Raw genomic sequence first — 20,449 nt, 5'->3', positions numbered from 1 at the left:
CGTCGAACGGCGGGCTCTGTCCGCCGATCGGGCTTGCGGTCGATCAGATGCGCCGTCATGGTCGCCGCATCGATGACGACGTGCCGGCCCACATCTCTCCGGGACACAGCGAGAACATCAACTTCGGCGCGATCGAGGTCGACATCGACGCCGAGCCAGCCGCACTCGGTCCGACCGGTTACCGGTCGCTGCGGGTCGGCGACACCCTCTGCTGATCAAGGGAGTTTTGACTGGCGAGAGCCGCGCATTTTTCTGGAGTAAGTCGTCGAGCTTCCGTCGGCTTCATTTCAGACCTCGGTTGTGTGCTCGCCCGCTACGCTGCCATCAGTTCCCGCACCCGCTCGCGCAGCCACGCGTGGGCGGGGTCGGCGTCGTGGCGCGGATGCCAGGCCATGGCGAACGGCAGTGACGGCAAGTCCAGCGGCAGGTCGAATACCACGAGCCCGACCCGCTCGGCGACGTGGCTCATCCGGGCCGGGATCTGGCCGACGAGATCGCTGCCGAGCAGCAGGAACAGCGAGGCCGGGGAGGTGCCGGTGATCGCTGCCACATTGCGGTGAAACCCCTGCTGCTCGAGCGCCGCATCGATGGCGCCGTAGCTGCGGCCGCGGCGTGACACGACCAGGTGCCGCGCCTGGGCGTATCGGCGTACGGTGATGCGCCGGGGCCGCAGCAGCGGATGACCGGGCCGGACCAGGCCGACCATCCGGTCTTGGTAGAGCGGCTCGCGGTGGATCTCCGGCGCGCGGCTGTCGATCAAGCCCACTTCGAGATCGGCTTCCCCTTGGCGCAGCACGGGGAGGTCGACGTGACTTTCCGGCAGGAATCGCAGGCGCACGCCCGGCGCCTCCGCAGCCGTGCGTGCCAGCAGTGCCGGACCGTAGGCGGCGATCACCAGATCGGGCGCGAGCATCGTCATGGTGCGCGCCACGCTGCGGATGTCGACGTTCGTTGCCGAGAACAGCGCCCGTGCCCGCTCCACTACGTCACGCACCTCGGCCTCGATGGCCAGCGCATGGGGGGTGGGCACCATGTTCCGGCCGGCACGCACCAGGATCGGATCGCCCAGTGCGCGCCGGATCCGTCCGAGCGCTCGGCTCACAGCGGGTTCGGACAGATGCAAGCGATCGGCGGCACCGGTCACGCTGCGTTCGGTCAGCAGGGCGTCAAGGGCTTCCAGCAGGTTCAGGTCCAGGCCACGCGGGCCATTCGATTGCGTTTCACGCATCTATTTCTTTCCAATATTGCATTTGAGTAATTTCGTAATTCACCCTAGCGTCGAATCCGCTGTGACGTGGCAGTTCCACGTCGAATTCGCGGCTCAGCGAATACCCGGATCGCCACACCGACTGCCGCGAAACACCCGAGTTGAATTCGCTCGCAAAGGATTTCATCAATGCCCCCGACCGTGACGCCCGCTGCGACGTACTCGGACACGCACCACGCCGTCTCGCGTCTCGTACTGTTCACCCTGTGCGCGTGTGTGATGGCCGCCCAGAGCATGGTGGCCGCAGTCAATCTCGCCATTCCGAAACTCGCCGCCTCAACGCTGCAGCCGACCGCGGAGCAGCAGCTATGGATCGTGGACGCCTACGTCATCGTGTTCGCCGCGCTGCTCATTCCGGCCGGAGCGCTCGGTGACCGGTACGGCCGCAGGGGCGCGCTACTGTCCGGGCTCGGTCTGTTCTCGGTCGGCGCTATCACCAGCGCGCTTGCCCCGCACGCGGCGGTGCTGATCGCGGGACGCGCGCTCTCGGGAGCGGGTGCTGCACTGATCATGCCCGCCACCATGTCGATCCTGGTGCAGTTGTCGGGCACGCCACAGGCGCGCGCCAAAGCCCTGGCTGCGTGGACGCTGTCGGTGGGTCTCGGTGGCGCACTGGGCAATATCGGCAGCGGCCTGCTGCAGCAGTACCTGCCGTGGCAGGCACTGTTCTGGGCGATCGCACCGATCACCGCGGCGCTGACCGTGCTGGTATGGCGGGTGACGCCGCGCACACCCCGCCGTGCGGCGAGCCCGGATCCGATTGGTACGGTGCTGCTCACCGCCGGGTCGACCGCGATCCTGTACGGCATCATCGAGGGCCCGGGCGATGGCTGGACCGCACCGGCGGTGCTGGCCGGCTTCGCGACCGGCGCGCTGCTGCTCGCGGCGATGGTGATCCATTCCCGGCGCGTGCCGCATCCGCTGGTCGATCCGGGCCTGTTCCGCTCCCACACATTGCGCGTCGCCCTGTTGGGCACGGCAGCAAGCTTTTTCGGGTTGTTCGCGCTGTTCTTCGTGAACGCCCAATACCTGCAGATCGTCAAGGGCTTCTCGGCGGCGCCCGCCGGGCTCGCGGTACTTCCGGTGACTGTCGGCATGATCCTCGTGCCGCGTCTGGCAGTGCGTATCGAGGCCCGCATCGGCCCGCGCCTGCCCGCGGCCGGTGGGCTCGCGGTGCTCGGCATCAGCTTGCTGGTGCTGGCCACCGCGTCGGCCGCCACACCGTATCCGGTGTACGCACTGTATCTGCTCGTGCTGTCGGCCGGCTTCGGACTGTGCGCCCCGGTGCTGACCGGCGGCGTCGTGACGGGGCTGCCCCGCGAGCAGTCAGGCCTCGGTGCCGGGCTGAACACCGCCGCGCGGGAGTTCGGTGCCGCGCTCGGCGTCGCGGTCATCGGCGTCGCGTTGGGCGCTCACGCCGGCCACAGGTTGGATGCTGTCGCGTTCACCGATGGCATGGGCCGGGGGCTCGGCCTCATCGGGGCCGTAGTGCTGCTGGCCGCCGCTGTCGTCGCCATCGGCTTGCGCCCCTCGAGAACACACGGCAGCGCAGGCCACCACCAGCCTCGTGCAACAGGCACCCAACCCCCAGCCGCTCCAACGCCGTAAGCACCTCACTCAGGGCAGCCGGACATCCGAGCCACAGAGCGCGCAGCTGTGTCTCGCGCGCAATGTGGTGTGGGTCGAAAACAACCGCCACCTGAACCCCGGACCCGCCCTCAACCAGCGACTACGGCAAATCCGCCCGATTTTCGGCGGAAGCCGGTGGGTGACCCCTGTGAGTTGGCGTCCCTCGACGAGAACGGCGCGACGGAAACCGAGCTGCTGGTCAAGCCTGCCAGTCCCGGAACCCCGATGCGGACACCGTCGCGCCCCTTGCGTTAGATGCATTGCCGATATATCGTCGATAGTGTGAATCGAACACGCAAGCCTTGGGAGGCTGACATGGAATACGGAGAACATCGAGAATTCGGACAGCGTGGCCGCGGTCCACTGCCGGGTCAGGAGGGTTTCGACCACGCGCGGCGGTTCCGCCGCGGCGGCAGGCATGGCTTCGGAGCGGAGTTCGGGCCGGGTTTCGGACCCGGATTCGGCCCGCACTTCGGTCGTGGTCGCGGTCGCGGAGGCCGGGGCAGGCGCGGCGACGTGCGCGCTGCGGTGCTGCTGCTGCTCACCGAGCGGCCGATGCACGGCTACGAACTCATCCAGCAGATCCGCGAACGTAGCGATGACCTCTGGCGTCCGAGCCCCGGGTCGATCTACCCCGCGCTGGCGCAGCTGGAGGATGAGGGGTTGGTGCTGATCGAGAAGGTCGCGGGGCGCAAGACCGCGAAGCTGACCGATACGGGCGCCGAGTATGTCACGGCCCACCGGGATGAATTGGGTGATCCGTGGGCCGAGGTCAAGCAGGATGTCGGCGCGCAGGCGATGGACCTGCGCGCGCTGGTGGGGCAGTTGATGGGCGCGGTCGCGCAGGTCGCCGCGGCCGGCACGCCCCAGCAGGCGGCGCGTGCGGCGGAGTTGCTCACCGAGACTCGCAAATCTCTTTACCGGATCCTCGCCGAAGACGAGACCCCGGAGAAGTAGGGGAGGCGAAACACCCCGACGCAGCGGGCATTTCGAGCCGATTGGGTGGATCATTGTGCTATGCGACAACCGACCGGTTCGGGAATTTGGGGTTATTCATACTTGCGGAGCGCCGTGCTGGCCTTCGTCCTCGCCGGAGCCGCGGCGCTCAGCCCCGGCGTGGCGTCGGCCGAACCGGCCGGATTCCGTCCAGCCGACGTACCGACCCAGGCCGCGCCACCGCAGCCCGACCATTTGGCCGCCGCGCGGTACCAGAAGAGCCATCCGCATGTAGCCCCGATGGGCACCAACGACTTCGGCTGCGTACCGAGCGCGACCCATCCGCGGCCGGTGATACTCGCGCACGGGACCGACTCCAGCGCCTACTCCGACTGGTCGGCCATCGCGCCCCGCTTGGCCGGGGCCGGATTCTGCGTGTTCGCGCTGAACTACGGCGGCGCACCCGGTGCGCAGAGCTATGGCACCGAGGATCTGGTGCTGAGTGCCTACCAGGTCGGCGCGTTCGTCGACCGAGTGCTCTCGGCGACCGGCGCGAACAAGGTCGATCTGGTCGGGTTCTCCCAGGGCGCCAGTGTGACCCGTTACTACGTCAACAAGCTCGGCGGTGCGCCCAAGGTCGGGCAGTGGGTGGGCCTGGCCTCGCCGACCTATGGCGGCGTGATGTACGGGCTGGTGCCGATCGTCCAGTCGATCCCCGGTGCCCTGGATGCCTTCGCCAGAGTGACCTCGCTCGCCGCGGTACAGCAAGCCGAGGGCTCACCGACCATGCTCGATCTGAACGCGGGCGGCGACACGGTGCCGGGAGTGCGGTACGTGACGGTCGGTAGCCGGGTGGACGAGATGATCCAGCCGTTCGGCAACATCGCCCTGCGCGGTCCCGGCGCGCAGAACATCGCCCTGCAGGATCTCTGCCCGGCCGATCTCACCGGGCACTTCCATATGGTGTACGACCCCTTCGTACAGGAGTTGTTGCTCAGCCTGCTCGATCCGAGTAGTCCGGCGCCGGTGTGCAGGCCGGTTCCGCTCGGCACCGGCATCCCCGAAGTGATCATCGCCGGGAATTCGTGACCGGGCCGCCGGGCGGAGGGATGGAAACTCCGCCCGGTTTTACGAAAAGTGCAGGTAGTCCGCCTTTTTGGGAACGTCGAGACGACCGGTGCCGATTCGCTTCTCGGGGCGCGACATGTCGACGATGCGCCCCGAACGGATTCGCACGACCGCGCGTTGCGGATCACGTGCTGGAACACTGGGGGTTCGGCTGAGCATGATGGTTGGCACGGAGCGGCCGGCTGTGGGTATCGCTGGTTGCTGTTCAGCTCGGCGTCAACTGGTGGTCGAGCTCGAACGGTATGCATCTTTGGTGAGAATTCGCCGTAGCACCAGAAGCGTGCTCGTCATGGTCGCCGTGTGTGCGACCGCTGTCCTGTCCGCCTGCTCGTCGTCGGGTTCGGGTGGCGGCTTCACCGCCACCAAGGATCAGCCACTGGTGATCTCGCTGGATGAGCTGCTGGCCGAGACCGGCGGCAGCGCCGCGGTCGGGATCGGCGATCCACAGCACGGCACGATCACCCGGCGCGCCGACGGTGCGGTGGTGTACACGCCGGCAGCGGGGTACACCGGGACCGACAGCATCACCGTCACCACCACCGACGCGGTGAAGCTGTTCACCACTGATATTCCGGCGCTCGGCGAGTTCGGCGGGGTGAGCCTGCCGGGCAGCGGTTACGGGTCGGCGTTCACGCCGGTGCCCGGATCGACCGACGAGTTCTACGGTCTCACCGACCGCGGTCCGAACGTGGACGGCAAGGCCAAGAACGAGAAGCTCACGCCCGTACCGGCGTTCACGCCTGCTATCGCCAAGTTCAAGCTGGTCGGCACCAAGGCCGTGCTGGAAACCACCATTCCCCTGAAGAATCCGGCCGGCCTGCCGTTCAACGGTTTGGTCGACATCTCCGCCACCACCGGCGAGACCATCCGCGACCTCGACGGGAAGATCCTGCCACCCACCGATCACGGGATCGACAGCGAGGGCTTGGTCGCGATGCCCGACGGCAGCTTCTGGGTGTCCGACGAGTACGGCCCGTTCATCGTGCACTTCGACGCAAAAGGCACCGAGCTGGAGCGGCTCGGGCCGGGACGCGGACTGCCCAAGGAACTTTCGCTGCGCACCCCCAACCAGGGGATGGAGGGGCTCACCCTGACCCCGGACGGCAACACGTTGGTCGGCATCGTGCAGAGCGCGTTGAATGAGCCGGGCGTCGCATCGGCACGTGAGGTGCCGATGACCCGGATCGTCACCGTGGATCTGCAGACCCGGGACGTCAAGGAGTTCGTGTACCCGCTGCAGGAACCGAAGCAGAAGCTCGCGGTCTCCGAGATCACGGCGCTGAGCGATACCACCTTCCTGGTCGACGAGCGCGATGGCAACAAGGCGCCCAAGGCCAACAAGAGGCTGTGGACCATCGACATCACCGGTGCCACCGATATCGGCCCGCAGGCGAAGGTCCAGGGTGCGCAATACGATCCGGAGAAGGGTCTGCTGGTCGACGGTAAGCCGCTGGAACTGCTGGTCGGCGCCGTGTCGACCACCGACGGCGTCGCCACGCTGCAGAAGGCGGGCATCACGCCGGTCACCAAAAAGTCCGATCTGGACCTGGGCGGCCTGCTGGACGGCCTGAACGCCGACGGCAAGTTCTTCGGCCACGACAAGATCGAAGGTGTCGCCACCCGCGACGGTGGCAAGACCCTCTACATCGCCAATGACAGCGACTTCGGCATCGAGGCCGCCACCGGCGATCAGCCGCCGTTCGGGCTGAAGGCGAAGATCCTGGCCAACGGGGTGCAGGACACGGGTGAGGTGCTGCTGGTCGACACCACCAAGTTGCCCGCCGAGACGCGGACGAAGACGATCACGCTCACGGTGAAATAGCCCACCAGTGGGTTGTGGGTGTCCCGTCCGCGGCTGGGCGGTGCACCCACAACCCGAACCCTGTCGGCGAAACCACTTCCGACGGAGTCCGAGACCGAGTGCGGGACGGGCCGCGGGGCGACGATCACCGTGCACGAGCTTCCGCCAGGAGTCCCGCGCTGCGGCTCGGGCGATCGAAATGTCGTGGCGGGCACCAGGAAAATGATCAGCGAAAGTCCGGGCGGAGCCCGAATTCGACAGGTCCGTCGACCGACGTGCGGACCCGCGGACGGTCCGATGATCGGAACCGATTCGCGGGAGAGCAGCGCAGTTAGTATCAGTGGATGTCCGGCGATGTGCTGATCCGACAACTGGAGTATTTGATCGCCCTCGCGCGCGACCAGCATTTCGGCCGCGCGGCCTCGGCGTGTCATGTCAGCCAGCCGGCATTATCGGCGGGACTGCGCAAGCTGGAGCGAGAGCTCGAAGTGACCATAGTCCGGCGGGGGCGTCGATTCGAAGGGTTCACGCCCGAAGGTCTACGGGTACTCGATTGGGCGCGCCGGATTGTCAACGAACGTGACGAGTTGCGCTCGGATCTCGACCGGATGCGTCGCGGGCTCGCCGCGACGATACGGATCGGGGCGATCCCTACGGCGGTGCCGGTGCTACCGCTGGTCACCGAAGCAGTTGCGGACCGGCACCCCTCTGCCCGCGTGCACATCGAAATACTCTCCTCGGCTGATATCGTGCGCAGAATCGCCGAATATGATCTCGACGCCGGACTTACCTATGTGGACGACGAGGTATCGCAGTCGTTGCTGATACTTCCGCTCTACTGGGAGAGATATATCCTGCTCACCCCGGCCGACGGGCCGTTGGCGGAATACGACCGTGTCGACTGGCCCGATATTGCGGGGCTGCCCCTGTGCGCCCTGACGACAACCATGCGCAATCGACAAATGCTCGATTCCGCCATGGCGGAAGCAGGTGTCCGGAGTACCGCAGTCGTGGAAACCGACACGGTGGAGGCATTGTATTCACATGTCGCGACCGGACGTTGGTCGAGCGTTATAGCGCATACCTGGATGCATGCGCGTGGCGTGCCCGCTGGTATCCGGGCCATTGACATCGCGCACCAGCCGGAGACGCCCCCGGTGGGACTGGTCACAGGTCCGTCCATCGTCTCGTCGGCCCTGCGAACCGCGGTACAGGAGTCCGATATCGCCAGCGAACTCGGGTACCCGGGGGCCGGCGGCGCGACCGACCCGAATTTGTTCTCCTCCAGGAGATTTGGTCGCTGACCTTGCCGCAGGCAGGTCTGCGCAGAGGCCGCCGCCGTCTTGCCGAGGGTGTTGGTCAGCCGGTCGTCTTCGGTTGCAGGCGTTCGACGGCGGTGTATATGTTCATCGAGTTGCCGCGGAGAAAGCCGACGAGCGTCAGTCCGTTCTCCGCGGCGAGGTCGACCGCCAGCGACGACGGAGCCGAGACCGCCGCGAGCATCGGGATCCCTGCCATCAGAGCTTTTTGCACGAGCTCGAAGGAGGCCCGGCTGCTCACCATGAGGATTGTCTCCCGTAACGGCAGCAGCCCCGACCGTAGGGCGTATCCGATAACTTTGTCCACCGCGTTGTGCCGGCCGACATCCTCCCGCAGGCACAACAACGTGCCGTCGGCGGTGAACAGCCCGGCTGCGTGCAGCCCGCCAGTGCTGTCGAACACCCGCTGGGCAGCACGGAGCCGGTCGGGAAAGGTGGTCAGCGCTGCCGGAGTGATGGCGAGCGGATCATCGGCCACGGACCACTTCGCCGAGGTCCGCACCGCCTCCAGGCTGGCCTTACCGCACAGCCCGCAGGAGGAAGTGGTGTAGAAGTTGCGCTCCAACGAGGTGTCCGGGGCAGCTGTGCCCGGCGCGAGATCGACGTCGACGATGTTGTAGGTGTTTCCGCCCTCGGCGGCGGCGTCCGAGCAGTAGCGAAGGCCGGTCAGCTGATCTGCCGCCCACACCGCCCCTTCGCTCACCAGAAATCCGGCCGCGAGGTCGAAATCATCGCCGGGCGTGCGCATGGTCACGGTGATCGGACGCCCGTCGATCCGGATCTCCAGCGGTTCCTCGGCCACCAAAGTATCCGGTCGTTGGGAGTGCTGACCGTCCCGTATGCGCACAACCGGTCGCCGTGTGGTCACTCGTCCCATGATTGCTTCCGCTTCTCGCAGCGTTGCTCCGACCGGACGCCGACCCTGAGCCGCCGGGTCACAACGCAGTATTTTCCAGCAGATCGGCGGCGGCGGCAACGTGGGCGTCGCACGCCTGGCCTTCGTGCGACACCTGATCCAGCAGTTGTGCGCGCATCCGCGGCTCCCAGTACCTGCGTATGTGCTCCGCGATGGTCGCAGCAGCCTCCTGAGGTGGCACGTGCCGGAACTGGGCTGCGATCTCAGTGGCCAGCCTCATCGCCGGTGAGATTTTCATCGTCACATCGCTCCGGAGGAGTGGACCAGGTCGTCGGACTGATCCCGTTGCGACGCGTTGCCCACCGCTGAGGTCCGCACGGCGACCTGCACCGCGGTGACCTTGTATTCGGGGCAGTTGGTGGCCCAGTCGGAGTTGTCGGTGGTCACCACGTTCGCACCCGTCACGGGGTAGTGGAACGTCGTGTAGACGACCCCGGGCGGCATCCGATCCGAGATCATGGCACGCAGTGTGGTTTCGCCCACCCGGCTGGTCAGCGCCACGTCGGCGCCGTCGGTGATACCGCGCACCTCCGCGTCGTGCGGATGGATCTCCAGAATGTCCTCTTGGTGCCAGACGACGTTGGCGGTCCGGCGAGTTTGCGCACCCACGTTGTACTGGCTGAGGATTCGGCCGGTGGTGAGGATCAGCGGGAACTTGCGCGTGGCGCGCTCGGTCGTCGGGACGAACGTCGTGGTGACGAATCTGCCCTTGCCCCTGACGAATTCGTCGACGTGCATAACCGGTGTCCCCTCGGGCGCCGCGTCGTTGCACGGCCACTGCACGCTCCCGAGTTTGTCCAGCTTCTGGAACGAAACCCCGGCGAAGGTCGGTGTGAGCAGGGCGATCTCGTCCATGATCTGGCTCGGATGGTCGTATGCCATCGGGTACCCCATGGCCTGCGCGATCTCGCAGGGGATCTGCCATTCGTGCTTGCCGTTCCGGGGGGCCATCACCGGGCGCACCCGGTTGATCCGGCGCTCGGCGTTGGTGAACGTGCCGTCCTTCTCGAGGAACGACGTCCCAGGCAGGAACACATGCGCGAATTTGGCAGTCTCGTTCAAGAACAGGTCCTGCACGACGAGCAGTTCGAGTGCGCCCAGCGCCGCGAAGACATGGCTCGTGTTCGGGTCGGACTGGGCGATGTCCTCGCCCTGAACGTAGAGTCCACGGAAGGAGCCGTCGATGGCCGAGTCGAACATGTTGGGGATGCGCAGGCCCGGCTCGGCCAGCAGCGGCCGCTGCCAGAGTGTCTCGAACACATCACGCACGGCGTCGTCGGAGACGTGCCGGTATCCGGGCAGTTCGTGCGGGAACGAGCCCATGTCACAAGAACCCTGGACGTTGTTCTGGCCGCGCAGTGGGTTGACGCCGACGCCTTCGCGCCCGATGTTTCCGGTGGCCATGGCGAGGTTCGCCATCCCCATCACCATCGTCGAACCCTGGCTGTGCTCGGTGACGCCCAGTCCGTAGTAGATCGCCGCGTTGCCGCCGGTGGCGTAGAGCCGGGCGACTGCCCGCAGTTCGTCCGCGGGCACGCCGGTGATGGCCTCGGTCGCCTCGGGGCTGTGCTCCGGCCGGGCGATGAATTCCGCCCATGGACCGAAGTCCTCACACCGGGACTCCACGAACTCCCGGTCGACCAGACCCTCGGTCACCACCACATGGGCCAGCGCATTGACGACCGCGACGTTGGTGCCCGGGTTGAGCTGCAGATGATGCTCGGCCTCGATATGGGGCGAACGGACCAGATCGATGCGGCGTGGATCGATGACGATCAGCCGGGCGCCGTCGCGCAGCCGCCGCTTCATTCGCGAGGCGAAGACCGGATGCCCGTCGGTGGGATTCGCGCCGATCAGCAGGATGACGTCCGCCTTGGCGACCGACCGGAAATCCTGGGTTCCAGCCGATTCGCCGAACGTCTGCTTGAGGCCGTACCCGGTGGGGGAGTGGCACACGCGCGCACACGTGTCGACGTTGTTGTTGCCGAACGCCGCGCGCACCATCTTCTGCACTACATAGACTTCTTCGTTGGTGCAGCGCGACGAGGTGATCCCGCCGATCGCACCTGCCCCATACCGCTCTTGGATGTCGCGCATCTTCTCGGCGACGTAGTTGATCGCGGTGTCCCAGTCGACCACACGCCACTCGTCGGTGATCTTCTCGCGGATCATCGGTTCGTGCACGCGGTCGGGGTGGGTGGCGTAGCCGAAGGCGAACCGGCCCTTCACGCAGGCGTGACCCTCGTTGGCGCCGCCGTTCTTGTCCGGCACCATGCGGACCAGCTCGTCGCCGCGCAACTCGGCCTTGAACGAGCACCCCACGCCGCAATACGCGCAGGTCGTCAGCACGGTGCGGGTCGGGATGCCCAGCTCGACGACGGACTTCTCCTGCAGCGTCGAGGTCGGGCACGCTTGCACACAGGCACCGCACGAAACACATTCGGAGTCGATGAAGTTCTCGCCTGCGCCCGCGGACACCTTGGATTCGAAACCGCGGCCCTCGATGGTGAGCGCGAACGTTCCCTGGATGTCGGCGCAGGCGCGGACGCATCGCGAACAACTGATGCACTTCGACGGATCGAAGTCGAAATAGGGGTTGCTGCGATCCTTTTCGAGGTTCAGATGGTTCTCACCCTCGTAGCCGTAGCGGACCTGCCGCAAGCCGACCACACCCGCCATGTCCTGTAGCTCGCAGTCGCCGTTGGCCGGGCAGGTCAGGCAGTCCAGCGGGTGGTCGGAGATGTAGAGCTCCATGACGCCCTGCCGCAGCTTCTCGAGCCGCGGCGTCTGGGTGCGCACCCGCATCCCTTCGGCTACCGGAGTGGTGCAGGAGGCGGGGGTCCCGCGCCGGCCGTCGATCTCCACCAGGCACAACCGGCAGGAGCCGAAGGCGTCGAGGCTGTCGGTGGCACACAGTTTCGGGATGTCGACTCCCGCCAGTGCGGCCGCGCGCAGCACCGAGGTGCCTTCGCCCACGGTCACCGGCAGGCCGTCGACTTCTACCGTCACCGCCGCGGCGTCCGCCGGGGGAGCCGGCGTGCCGAGATCACAATTCTTGGACAGTGTCATCGTGTCCCCTCCGGGTGTCGAGCGGTGAAGTCCTCGGGGAAGTGCAGGAGGGCACTCCGCACGGGATTGGGCGTCAGACCTCCCATGGCACACAGCGAGCCCTCGGTCATCAGCTCGCAGAGGTCGTTCAGCAGAGCAAGGTTCGAATCCGGGTCCTCGCCACCGACGATGCGGTCGATCACTTCCACGCCGCGGACCGAGCCCACGCGACAAGGAGTGCACTTTCCGCAGGATTCCTCGGCACAGAACTCCATGGCGAACCGCGCCATCGAGGCCATGTCCACGGTCTCGTCGAACACGACGATGCCGCCGTGCCCGAGCATCGCGCCGGCTTCGCCGAAGCCCTCGTAGTCCGTCGGCAGATCGAGTTGCGAGCCGGGGATGTAGGCGCCGAGGGGCCCGCCGACCTGTACCGCGCGCACCGGCCGGCCCGAGCGCGTGCCGCCGCCGTATTCGTTGACCAGATCGGCCAGAGAGATGCCGAAGGCGGTTTCGAACACGCCGCCTCGGGCGATGTTGCCGGCCAATTGGAACACCTGGGTCCCGCGCGAACGCTCCACTCCCAGCGCGGCGTACGCCTGCCCGCCGTCGGCGAGGATGGTGGGCACGCTCACCAGGGTGAGCACGTTGTTGACCACTGTCGGCTTGCCGAACAGCCCGGTGATGGCGGGGATCGGCGGCTTGGCTCGGACCACGCCCCGCTTGCCTTCCAAGCTCTCGAGCATCGAGGTCTCTTCACCGCAGATGTAGGCGCCGCCACCGATGCGCAGGTGGATATCGAAGCCGAATCCGGAGCCGAGGATGTTCTCGCCGAGCCAGCCCTGGGTGCGGGCGATCTCGATCGCCTCGCGGAGCACGGCAGCCGCGTCGGCGTACTCGGAACGCAGATAGATATAGCCCTCGCCGGCGCCGACCGCGTAACCGGCGATGGTCATGCCTTCGAGCAGGCTGAACGGGTCGCCTTCCAGCACTACCCGGTCGGCGAAGGTGCCGCTGTCGCCTTCGTCGGCGTTACAGCAGATGAACTTCAGGTCGCCCTCGGTGTCGGCGACGGTCTTCCATTTGATGCCCGTCGGGAACCCCGCGCCGCCGCGGCCGCGCAGGCCGGACTCGGTCACCTCGGCCACCACGCCGGCCGGATCGAGCTCGAAGGCTCGGCGAAGTCCGGCCAGGCCGCCGTGGCTCACGTAGTCGTCCGGCGACAGTGGGTCGGTGATGCCGACGCGGGCCAGGCACAGCCGTTGCTGATCGCGCATCCACGGGAGTTCCTCCACCAGACCGAGGCAGCGATCGTTCGGGGTCCCGTCGAGCATTCCGGCCTCGACCAGATCGGCGACGTCGCCGACTCGAACCGGACCGTACCCGACGCGACCACGCTCGGTTTCGACCTCGACCAACGGCTCGAGCCAGAGCATTCCGCGGGTTCCCGTGCGTACGAGCCGCACCGCACGACCGGCGGCCGCGGCCGCGCGTTCCACAGCGACGGCAACCTCGTCGGCGCCCACCGATGTCGCGGCGGAATCCCGCGGGACGTAGACCGTGATCATGACTGCTCCGCTCGCACGATGTCGATTACCTGTTCCTGATCGAGTCGCCCGTACACCTTGCCGTTGATTCGGGCGGCCGGACCCAGGGCGCAGTTGCCCAGACAGAAGACTTGATCCAGCGTCGTCGAGCCGTCGGAGGTGGTGTCTCCGACCTTGATGCCGAGGGTCTGCTCGAGCGAGGTCACCAACTGATCCGCACCCACGGCTTGGCACGCCTCGGCGCGGCATACTTGCAGCGTCGCCCGGCCTGGTGGTCGGGACCGGAAATCGCGATAGAAAGTCACGACCCCATGCACCTCGGCTCGCGACAGGTTCAGCTCGGTGGCCACCAACGGCACCACCTCGGGGTCGATGTAGCCCAGCCGATCCTGAATTTCTTGCAGTACCACCAGGAGCGGGCCACGACTGTGCCGATGCGTCTCGGCAACCGACCGGACGAGCTCCGGCAGATTCAGCGGTGCTTGATTCATGAAACGCTCCACACTTCGTTCGTTGCTGTCATCTCCGCGCTGTGATCTCCGCCGCTGCATGGCCGACCGTGAGGTAACCGGGCGTCCTCCCGAGCGCGTCGGCTCCACCGGTGAGGTGCGTCGCCTCTACGGGGTGGTGGAGAGACGAATTGCGGGTGGGTGAGACCCGGAGGGGCTGCACGAATGAACGGATGGCGCCCACGTCAGATGTCGGAAACCTGTTCATGGTCCACCTGCCCGACATCGCAAAGGGTCGCGTGGCGCGCTGCGTCACATTAAAAGAAATGTAGGTCCGGTTGGAATCCGCGTCAAAGTTCAAATTTGGATCATTTGATAAAGAGTGTCTATCACGATGCCGAGTCCGCCTCGGGGAGCGTCCAGCCGACCCTGCCCGGGAGGAACCCACGTACTGCACCTCTGCCCGGCGCTGCGGGCGCTCGACCGGGCTGATGGCTCGGGGCGCTGGGATGGGTTCAGGTGAGGCGTTGCCCACGATACGTGCGAGTAACACCCGTACGCCGTGCGCGGATGTGGGATGAGGGTGCACACTACGCGGTGACCGGAGTCATAAACCCTCGTCCCGACCGGGCCAGTGCTGTGGAGTGGAAGGAGCTGGCGAGTGTTCAGCCGCATCGCCATCGTGAACCGCGGAGAGGCCGCCATGCGCCTCATTCACGCCGTCCGAGACTTGTCCGCGGAGACCGCGCGACCGATCGAAACCGTCGCACTGCACACCGATGTCGACCGGAACGCGACGTTCGTGCGCGAGGCCGATATCGCGTATGACCTGGGTCCGGCCTCCGCCCGGCCGTACTTGGATCTGAAAGCGCTCGAGCGTGCGCTGGTGACGACCGGCGCCGACGCCGCCTGGGTCGGATGGGGTTTCGTCGCCGAAGACCCGGCGTTCGCGGAGTTGTGCGAACAGATCGGAGTGGCCTTCATCGGCCCCAGCCCGGAGGCCATGCGCAAGCTCGGCGACAAGATCGGCGCGAAGCTGATCGCCGAGGAAGTCGGTGTGCCGGTCGCGCCATGGAGCCGCGGTGCGGTCGAGTCCGTGGAGGCCGCCCTGACCGCCGCGGAAGAGATCGGCTACCCGCTGATGCTGAAGGCGACCGCGGGCGGTGGCGGGCGCGGTATCCGGGTGATCACGAACGAGTCCGAGCTCGTCGACGCCTACGAACGCACCCGCCAGGAGGCGGCGCGGGCGTTCGGCAGCGGCGTGGTGTTCCTCGAGCGGCTGGTCACCGGAGCCCGGCACGTCGAGGTCCAGGTGATCGCGGACGGCCAGGGCACCGCGTGGGCGTTGGGCGTCCGCGACTGCTCGGTGCAGCGGCGCAACCAGAAGGTCATCGAGGAATCGGCGTCACCGGTGCTGCGCCCCGAGCAGACCGCCGAACTGAAGGCTTCGGCCGAACGACTGGCGATCGCGGTCGATTATCGCGGCGCGGCGACCGTCGAATTCCTCTATCACCCCGGTGACGAGCTGTTCGCGTTCCTCGAAGTCAATACCCGTCTGCAGGTCGAACACCCGATCACCGAATACACCACCGGGTTCGATCTCGTCCGGGCGCAGCTGTCGGTGGCATCCGGCGGCCGCCTGGAGGGCGACCCGCCGGCCGAGCGCGGCCACGCCATCGAGGCCCGGCTCAACGCCGAAGACCCCGACCGCGACTTCGCGCCCGCCCCGGGCCGCATCGCGCGGCTGGACCTGCCGGCCGGGCCGGGCATCCGCGTCGACACCGGCGTCAGCGAGGGCGACACCATTCCCGCCGATTTCGACTCGATGATCGCCAAGATCATCGCCTACGGCCGTGACCGCGCGGAAGCGCTGGGCCGGCTGCGCCGGGCAGTGGCGCAGACCAGGGTGATCATCGAGGGCGGCGCGACGAACAAGAGCTTTGTGCTCGACCTGCTGAACCAGCCCGAGGTGATCGACGCCAGCGCGGATACCGGCTGGATCGACCGCGTCCGCAGTGCGGGCCGGCTCGTCTCGCACCGGCACTCCGCTGTCGCGGTGGCCGCCGCCGCCATCGATGCCTATGAGGAGGAGGAGCGGGTCGAGCGGCACCGGCTGCTGTCCACGGCGTCCGGCGGACGTCCGCAGGTGCAGCACGAGAGTGGTCGACCGCTCGACCTCAAGCTGCGCGGCATCGGCTACCGCGTGCGCGTCGCACGGATCGGTGCGCATCGGTTCCGCATCGGTATCGAGGCGGGCGGCGATATCCGCACCGCCGACGTCGATCTCGAACGCTTCGATCGGCACACCGGGCAGATCGTGGTCAACGGCACCCGGTACCGCCTGATCACCGGAACGCACGGGCCGGTCCACCTGATCGATGTCGATGGTGTGACGCACCGGGTCAGCCGCGACGAGGGCGGCGTGGTCCGCTCGCCCGCGCCTGCCTTGGTCGTGGCAACGCCGCTGGAGGTCGGCGCCGAGGTCGAGGCGGGCGCGCCGATTCTGGTGCTGGAGAGTATGAAGATGGAAACGGTGCTGCGCGCGCCGTTCAAGGCGCGACTGAAGGAATGCGCCGTATCCGTCGGTACCCAGGTGGAGGCCGGTGCGCCGCTGATGCGGCTGGAGCCGCTGTCCGACGAGGAAGAGGCCGAGGACACCGCGACGGTCGAGTCGGTCGAGCTGGACCTGCCCGCCGGGCCCGCGCAGGTCCAACCGCACGAGCGCACTACCCGCGGCCAGGAGGACCTGCGCAGCCTGCTGCTGGGCTTCGACGTCGACCCGCACGACGACCGTCGCGTGCTCGACGACTACCTCACCGCGCGCCGGGCCGCGATCCAGGACAGCCGGCGGCCGCTCGCCGAGGAGCTCGAACTCGTCGGTGTGTTCGCCGACCTCGCCGAGCTGAGCCACAACCGGTTGTCGGGCGAGGACGGCAGCCACGTGCACAGCGCTCGCGAGTACTTCCATACCTACCTGCAGAGCCTCGACGTCGAGCGGGCCGGGCTGCCGGAGTCGTTCCAGGCCAAGCTGGCCAAGGCACTCGGTCACTACGGTGTCGGCGAGCTGGAGCGTTCCCCCGAACTCGAAGCCGCGGTCTTCCGGATCTTCCTCGCCCAGCAACGACCGTCCGACACCGTCACGGTGATCACGACACTGCTGCGCGAATGGCTGCAGGAGCCGGTGCCGGATCGGGCGCTGCGCGAGCCCGTCGGCCTGGCGCTGGAGCGGCTGGTGGCCGCGACGCAGGTGCGCTTCCCGGTGATCGCCGACCTCGCGCGCGGCGTGGTGTACGCCTGGTACGGCCAACCGCTGCTGCGGCGCAATCGCGCCCGGGTGTACACCAACGTCCGCAAGCACCTGACCTACCTGGACGCCCACCCGGATGCGCCGGATCGCGCCGAGCGCATCTCCGACATGGTACGCAGCACCGAACCGCTGGTGCGGCTGCTCGGACAGCGTCTGGAGCGCGGCCACGCGGACAACACGGTCATGCTCGAGGTGCTGACCCGGCGGTACTACGGCAACAAGGGTCTCACCGGTGTCCGCACCCACGAGGTGGGCGGCTGCACATTCGTGATCGCGGAGCGCGGCGGTTCGAGCCTGGTGTCTGCCGCAGTGAGCTTCGACGCGCTCGACACCGTGGTACGCGGGCTCGTCGGGCTGGCCGACAGCGCCGCGTCCATCGACGCCGACATCTACCTCAGCTGGGAGCAGCAGCCCGGGGACTTCGACGCGATGGCAGCGCAGTTGTACGAGATCCTCAGCGCGCATCCGTTGCCGAATCAGGTGCACCGGATCACCGCGACCGTCGCGGGTAGCGGCGGCGCGGTGATGCACCACCACTTCACCTTCCGTCCGTCCACCACCGGCGTGGCCGAGGAGCGGCTGATCCGCGGCCTGCACCCATACATCGCGCAGCGGATGCAAATGGAGCGGTTGCGCAAGTTCGACCTCACCCGGCTGCCGTCCTCGGACGACGAGGAGGTCTACCTGTTCCGGTGCGTCGCGAAGGAGAACCCGTCCGACGATCGCCTCATCGCGTTCGCGCAGGTGCGTGACCTGGCCGCACTGCGCGAGCACGATGGCCGGCTGCTTGCGCTGCCCACGGCCGAGAGCACCATCGCCACCTGCCTGGACTCGATCCGTCGGGCGCAGTCGCGGCGGCCGTCGGCCAAACGCTTCAACACCAACCGCATCGTGATGTACATCTGGCCGCCGATCGACGTCAACCACGCCGAGTTGGCGACGATCGGCAGGCACGTGCAGCCGACGACCGCGGGCGCCGGGCTCGAGGAGATCCTGCTCATCGCGCGCCAGCGCGACCGCGAGACGGGCGAGTTGACCAAAGTCGCGGTGCGCATCGCGTTCGACGCCACCGGCGGCACCGAGGTGAGCGTCGGCGAGCCATCCGACGAGCCGGTCGAACCGCTCGACGCGTACCGGCAGAAGGTGCTGCGAGCCAGCAGCCGCAACACCGTGTACCCCTACGAGCTGACCGGTCTGCTCGGTGAGTTCGCCGAATACGACCTCGACGCCGACCACGCGCTGGTGCCGGTCGACCGGCCGAAGGGCCGTAACACCGCGGCGATCGTCGCGGGTGTGGTCACCACCCCGACCGAGCGGCATCCGCAGGGCGTCACCAGGGTGGTGCTGCTCGGTGATCCGACGAAGTCGCTGGGCGCGCTGTCGGAACCGGAGTGCCGCCGTGTGATCGCCGCCTTGGACTTGGCCGAACGGATGCAGGTGCCGCTGGAGTGGTACGCGCTGTCGGCCGGCGCCCGGATCTCCATGGAGTCGGGCACGGAGAACATGGACTGGGTGGCGGCGGCGCTCAAGCGGATCGTCGAGTTCACCCAGGACGGCGGTGAGATCAACATCGTGGTCGCGGGGATCAACGTCGGTGCGCAGCCGTACTGGAACGCCGAGGCGACGATGCTCATGCACACCAAGGGCATCCTGGTGATGACGCCGGACTCGGCGATGGTGCTCACCGGCAAGCAATCGCTGGACTTCTCCGGTGGCGTGTCGGCCGAGGACAACTTCGGCATCGGCGGCTACGACCGGGTGATGGGTCCGAACGGGCAGGCGCAGTACTGGGCACCGGACCTCACCGCCGCGCGGCAGGTGCTGATGTCGCACTACGACCACACCTATGTCGCACCCGGTGAGCAGGCGCCGCGGCGGTCGCGGACCAGCGACCCCGTCGATCGCGACGTCTCCGATTTCCCGCATGTCGTGGCGAGCAGCGACTTCACCACCGTCGGCGAGATCTTCTCCGCCACCGCCAACCCGGATCGCAAGAAGCCCTTCGACATCCGGACCGTGATGCGCGCGCTCTCCGACCAGGACCATCCCGTGCTGGAACGCTGGGCGGGGATGGCCGACGCCGATACGGCGGTGGTGCAGGACGCGCATCTCGGTGGTATCCCGGTGTGCCTGCTCGGCATCGAATCGCAGGGTGTGCCGCGCCGCGGCTTCCCCTCCACCGACGGCCCGGACACGTACACGGCGGGCACCCTGTTCCCGCGGTCGTCGAAAAAGGCCGCGCGGGCCATCAACTCGGCCAGTGGCAACCGGCCACTGGTGGTGCTGGCCAACCTGTCGGGCTTCGACGGCTCGCCCGAGTCGATGCGCAAGCTGCAGCTCGAGTACGGCGCCGAGATCGGCCGCGCGATCGTGAACTTCCAGGGACCCATCGTGTTCTGCGTGATCTCGCGGTATCACGGCGGCGCGTTCGTGGTGTTCTCGAAGGCGCTGAACCCGAATATGACCGTGCTCGCGTTGGAAGGCTCGTTCGCCTCGGTGCTCGGAGGCGCTCCGGCCGCCGCGGTGGTGTTCTCCGGTGAGGTCGGTACGCGCACCGCGTCCGATCCGCGGGTGCGGGAGTTGGAGGCGCGCGCCGCCAACGCATCCGGCACCGACCGCGCAGCCCTGACCGCGGAGCTCGACGAGGTCCGGTCGTCGGTCCGCGCGGCGAAACTCGGCGAGGTGGCCGCAGAATTCGACCGCGTGCACAGCATTCAGCGCGCTGTCGAGGTCGGCTCGGTTGATGCCATCATCCGCGCTGCTGAACTGCGCCCGCGCATCATCGAGGCCATCGAGGCCGGGCTGCCTGGCTGACACTTCCGAACCCTGGGGGCTGAGTGACCACCTTCTGCCACGGACACGGCGGGCGTTACCGAGTCCGCCCCGTCCTGGCGGGAGACACGACGCGGGTCGCCGGCCAAGGCGTTCCCAGGCGGCTGGGCGGGGGATCGACACCCCGCCCGGCTCCCGGAAAGCCGAGGTCTACGGCCTTTCGGTACCCTTGTTCGGGTGCCGGGTCACCACCGCGGGCTCCAATCGCTTCTCGAGGCCACAACGCGCCTGAGTTGGCTCATTCGGTTAGTGCCTGAGGTTGTCCGTGTG

At 67.5% G+C, this 20,449-nt stretch carries 12 protein-coding genes and 1 pseudogene; 7 read left to right on the top strand and 6 right to left on the bottom strand.

Going from position 1 to position 20,449, the window contains the following annotated elements; all coding sequences use genetic code 11:
* Positions 1 to 29 precede the first annotated feature (29 nt).
* A pseudogene (locus tag ACT86A_RS11940) lies at positions 30 to 215 on the top strand (hypothetical protein); the annotation flags it as partial.
* A gap of 98 nt (positions 216 to 313) precedes the next feature.
* Here ACT86A_RS11940 and ACT86A_RS11935 read toward each other — a convergent pair.
* Positions 314 to 1,228: a LysR family transcriptional regulator gene (locus tag ACT86A_RS11935; RefSeq protein ID WP_445092121.1), complete on the bottom strand. Its 915-nt coding sequence runs from the start codon at positions 1,226 to 1,228 to the stop codon at positions 314 to 316.
* Between the two features lie 168 nt (positions 1,229 to 1,396).
* On the opposite strand from ACT86A_RS11935, the gene ACT86A_RS11930 reads away from it, so the two are divergent.
* The 5 genes from ACT86A_RS11930 (at position 1,397) to ACT86A_RS11910 (ending at position 8,065) form a co-directional block, all read left to right on the top strand.
* Positions 1,397 to 2,875 carry an MFS transporter gene (locus tag ACT86A_RS11930; protein WP_445092120.1) on the top strand — a complete coding sequence of 493 codons (1,479 nt, stop codon included), beginning with the start codon at positions 1,397 to 1,399 and terminating at the stop codon, positions 2,873 to 2,875.
* A 336-nt stretch (positions 2,876 to 3,211) separates the two neighbouring features.
* Positions 3,212 to 3,853 (top strand): PadR family transcriptional regulator, encoded by a 642-nt coding sequence (locus ACT86A_RS11925; RefSeq protein WP_445092119.1) that lies wholly within the window; start codon positions 3,212 to 3,214, stop codon positions 3,851 to 3,853.
* A gap of 60 nt (positions 3,854 to 3,913) precedes the next feature.
* Complete coding sequence (locus ACT86A_RS11920) at positions 3,914 to 4,921, top strand: esterase/lipase family protein (RefSeq protein ID WP_445092118.1); 1,008 nt, start codon at positions 3,914 to 3,916, stop codon at positions 4,919 to 4,921.
* 292 nt (positions 4,922 to 5,213) lie between these two features.
* A complete protein-coding gene (locus ACT86A_RS11915) occupies positions 5,214 to 6,782 on the top strand; it encodes an esterase-like activity of phytase family protein (protein WP_445092117.1) in 1,569 nt (522 codons plus the stop codon).
* A gap of 323 nt (positions 6,783 to 7,105) precedes the next feature.
* Positions 7,106 to 8,065: a LysR family transcriptional regulator gene (locus tag ACT86A_RS11910; RefSeq protein ID WP_445092116.1), complete on the top strand. Its 960-nt coding sequence runs from the start codon at positions 7,106 to 7,108 to the stop codon at positions 8,063 to 8,065.
* Between the two features lie 55 nt (positions 8,066 to 8,120).
* Here the strand turns inward: ACT86A_RS11910 and fdhD are convergent, their stop codons facing one another.
* The 5 genes from fdhD to ACT86A_RS11885 are packed head-to-tail and all read right to left on the bottom strand — an operon-like array spanning position 8,121 to position 14,082.
* Positions 8,121 to 8,957 (bottom strand): formate dehydrogenase accessory sulfurtransferase FdhD, encoded by an 837-nt coding sequence (gene fdhD, locus ACT86A_RS11905; protein WP_445092115.1) that lies wholly within the window; start codon positions 8,955 to 8,957, stop codon positions 8,121 to 8,123.
* Between the two features lie 58 nt (positions 8,958 to 9,015).
* A complete protein-coding gene (locus tag ACT86A_RS11900; protein WP_445092114.1) occupies positions 9,016 to 9,234 on the bottom strand; it encodes a formate dehydrogenase subunit delta in 219 nt (72 codons plus the stop codon).
* 2 nt (positions 9,235 to 9,236) lie between these two features.
* A complete protein-coding gene (gene fdhF / locus ACT86A_RS11895; RefSeq protein WP_445092113.1) occupies positions 9,237 to 12,065 on the bottom strand; it encodes a formate dehydrogenase subunit alpha in 2,829 nt (942 codons plus the stop codon).
* Positions 12,062 to 13,612 (bottom strand): formate dehydrogenase beta subunit, encoded by a 1,551-nt coding sequence (locus ACT86A_RS11890; protein ID WP_445092112.1) that lies wholly within the window; start codon positions 13,610 to 13,612, stop codon positions 12,062 to 12,064. Before ACT86A_RS11890 ends, fdhF begins: the two co-directional genes overlap by 4 nt.
* On the bottom strand, positions 13,609 to 14,082 hold the full coding sequence (locus ACT86A_RS11885) for an NAD(P)H-dependent oxidoreductase subunit E (RefSeq protein ID WP_445092111.1): 474 nt from the start codon (positions 14,080 to 14,082) through the stop codon (positions 13,609 to 13,611). The genes ACT86A_RS11890 and ACT86A_RS11885 overlap by 4 nt, the downstream gene beginning before the upstream one ends.
* A gap of 619 nt (positions 14,083 to 14,701) precedes the next feature.
* Here ACT86A_RS11885 and ACT86A_RS11880 point away from each other — a divergent pair.
* Entirely contained in the window at positions 14,702 to 20,161 is a 5,460-nt protein-coding gene (locus ACT86A_RS11880) for an ATP-binding protein (RefSeq protein WP_445092110.1), read from the top strand.
* Positions 20,162 to 20,449: the final 288 nt, after the last annotated feature.

It is taken from the genome of Nocardia glycosmidis, assembly GCF_052545115.1.
Note: the sequence above shows the minus strand (reverse complement) of the source record. Positions and strands in the feature narration are given on the sequence as shown.

Coding starts and splice junctions, on each gene's coding strand:
- ACT86A_RS11935 (WP_445092121.1), bottom strand. CDS start 1,228: ATGCGTGAAACGCAATCGAATGGCCCGCGTGGCCTGGACCTGAACCTG.
- ACT86A_RS11930 (WP_445092120.1), top strand. CDS start 1,397: ATGCCCCCGACCGTGACGCCCGCTGCGACGTACTCGGACACGCACCAC.
- ACT86A_RS11925 (WP_445092119.1), top strand. CDS start 3,212: ATGGAATACGGAGAACATCGAGAATTCGGACAGCGTGGCCGCGGTCCA.
- ACT86A_RS11920 (WP_445092118.1), top strand. CDS start 3,914: ATGCGACAACCGACCGGTTCGGGAATTTGGGGTTATTCATACTTGCGG.
- ACT86A_RS11910 (WP_445092116.1), top strand. CDS start 7,106: ATGTCCGGCGATGTGCTGATCCGACAACTGGAGTATTTGATCGCCCTC.
- fdhD (WP_445092115.1), bottom strand. CDS start 8,957: ATGGGACGAGTGACCACACGGCGACCGGTTGTGCGCATACGGGACGGT.
- ACT86A_RS11900 (WP_445092114.1), bottom strand. CDS start 9,234: ATGAAAATCTCACCGGCGATGAGGCTGGCCACTGAGATCGCAGCCCAG.
- fdhF (WP_445092113.1), bottom strand. CDS start 12,065: ATGACACTGTCCAAGAATTGTGATCTCGGCACGCCGGCTCCCCCGGCG.
- ACT86A_RS11890 (WP_445092112.1), bottom strand. CDS start 13,612: ATGATCACGGTCTACGTCCCGCGGGATTCCGCCGCGACATCGGTGGGC.
- ACT86A_RS11885 (WP_445092111.1), bottom strand. CDS start 14,082: ATGAATCAAGCACCGCTGAATCTGCCGGAGCTCGTCCGGTCGGTTGCC.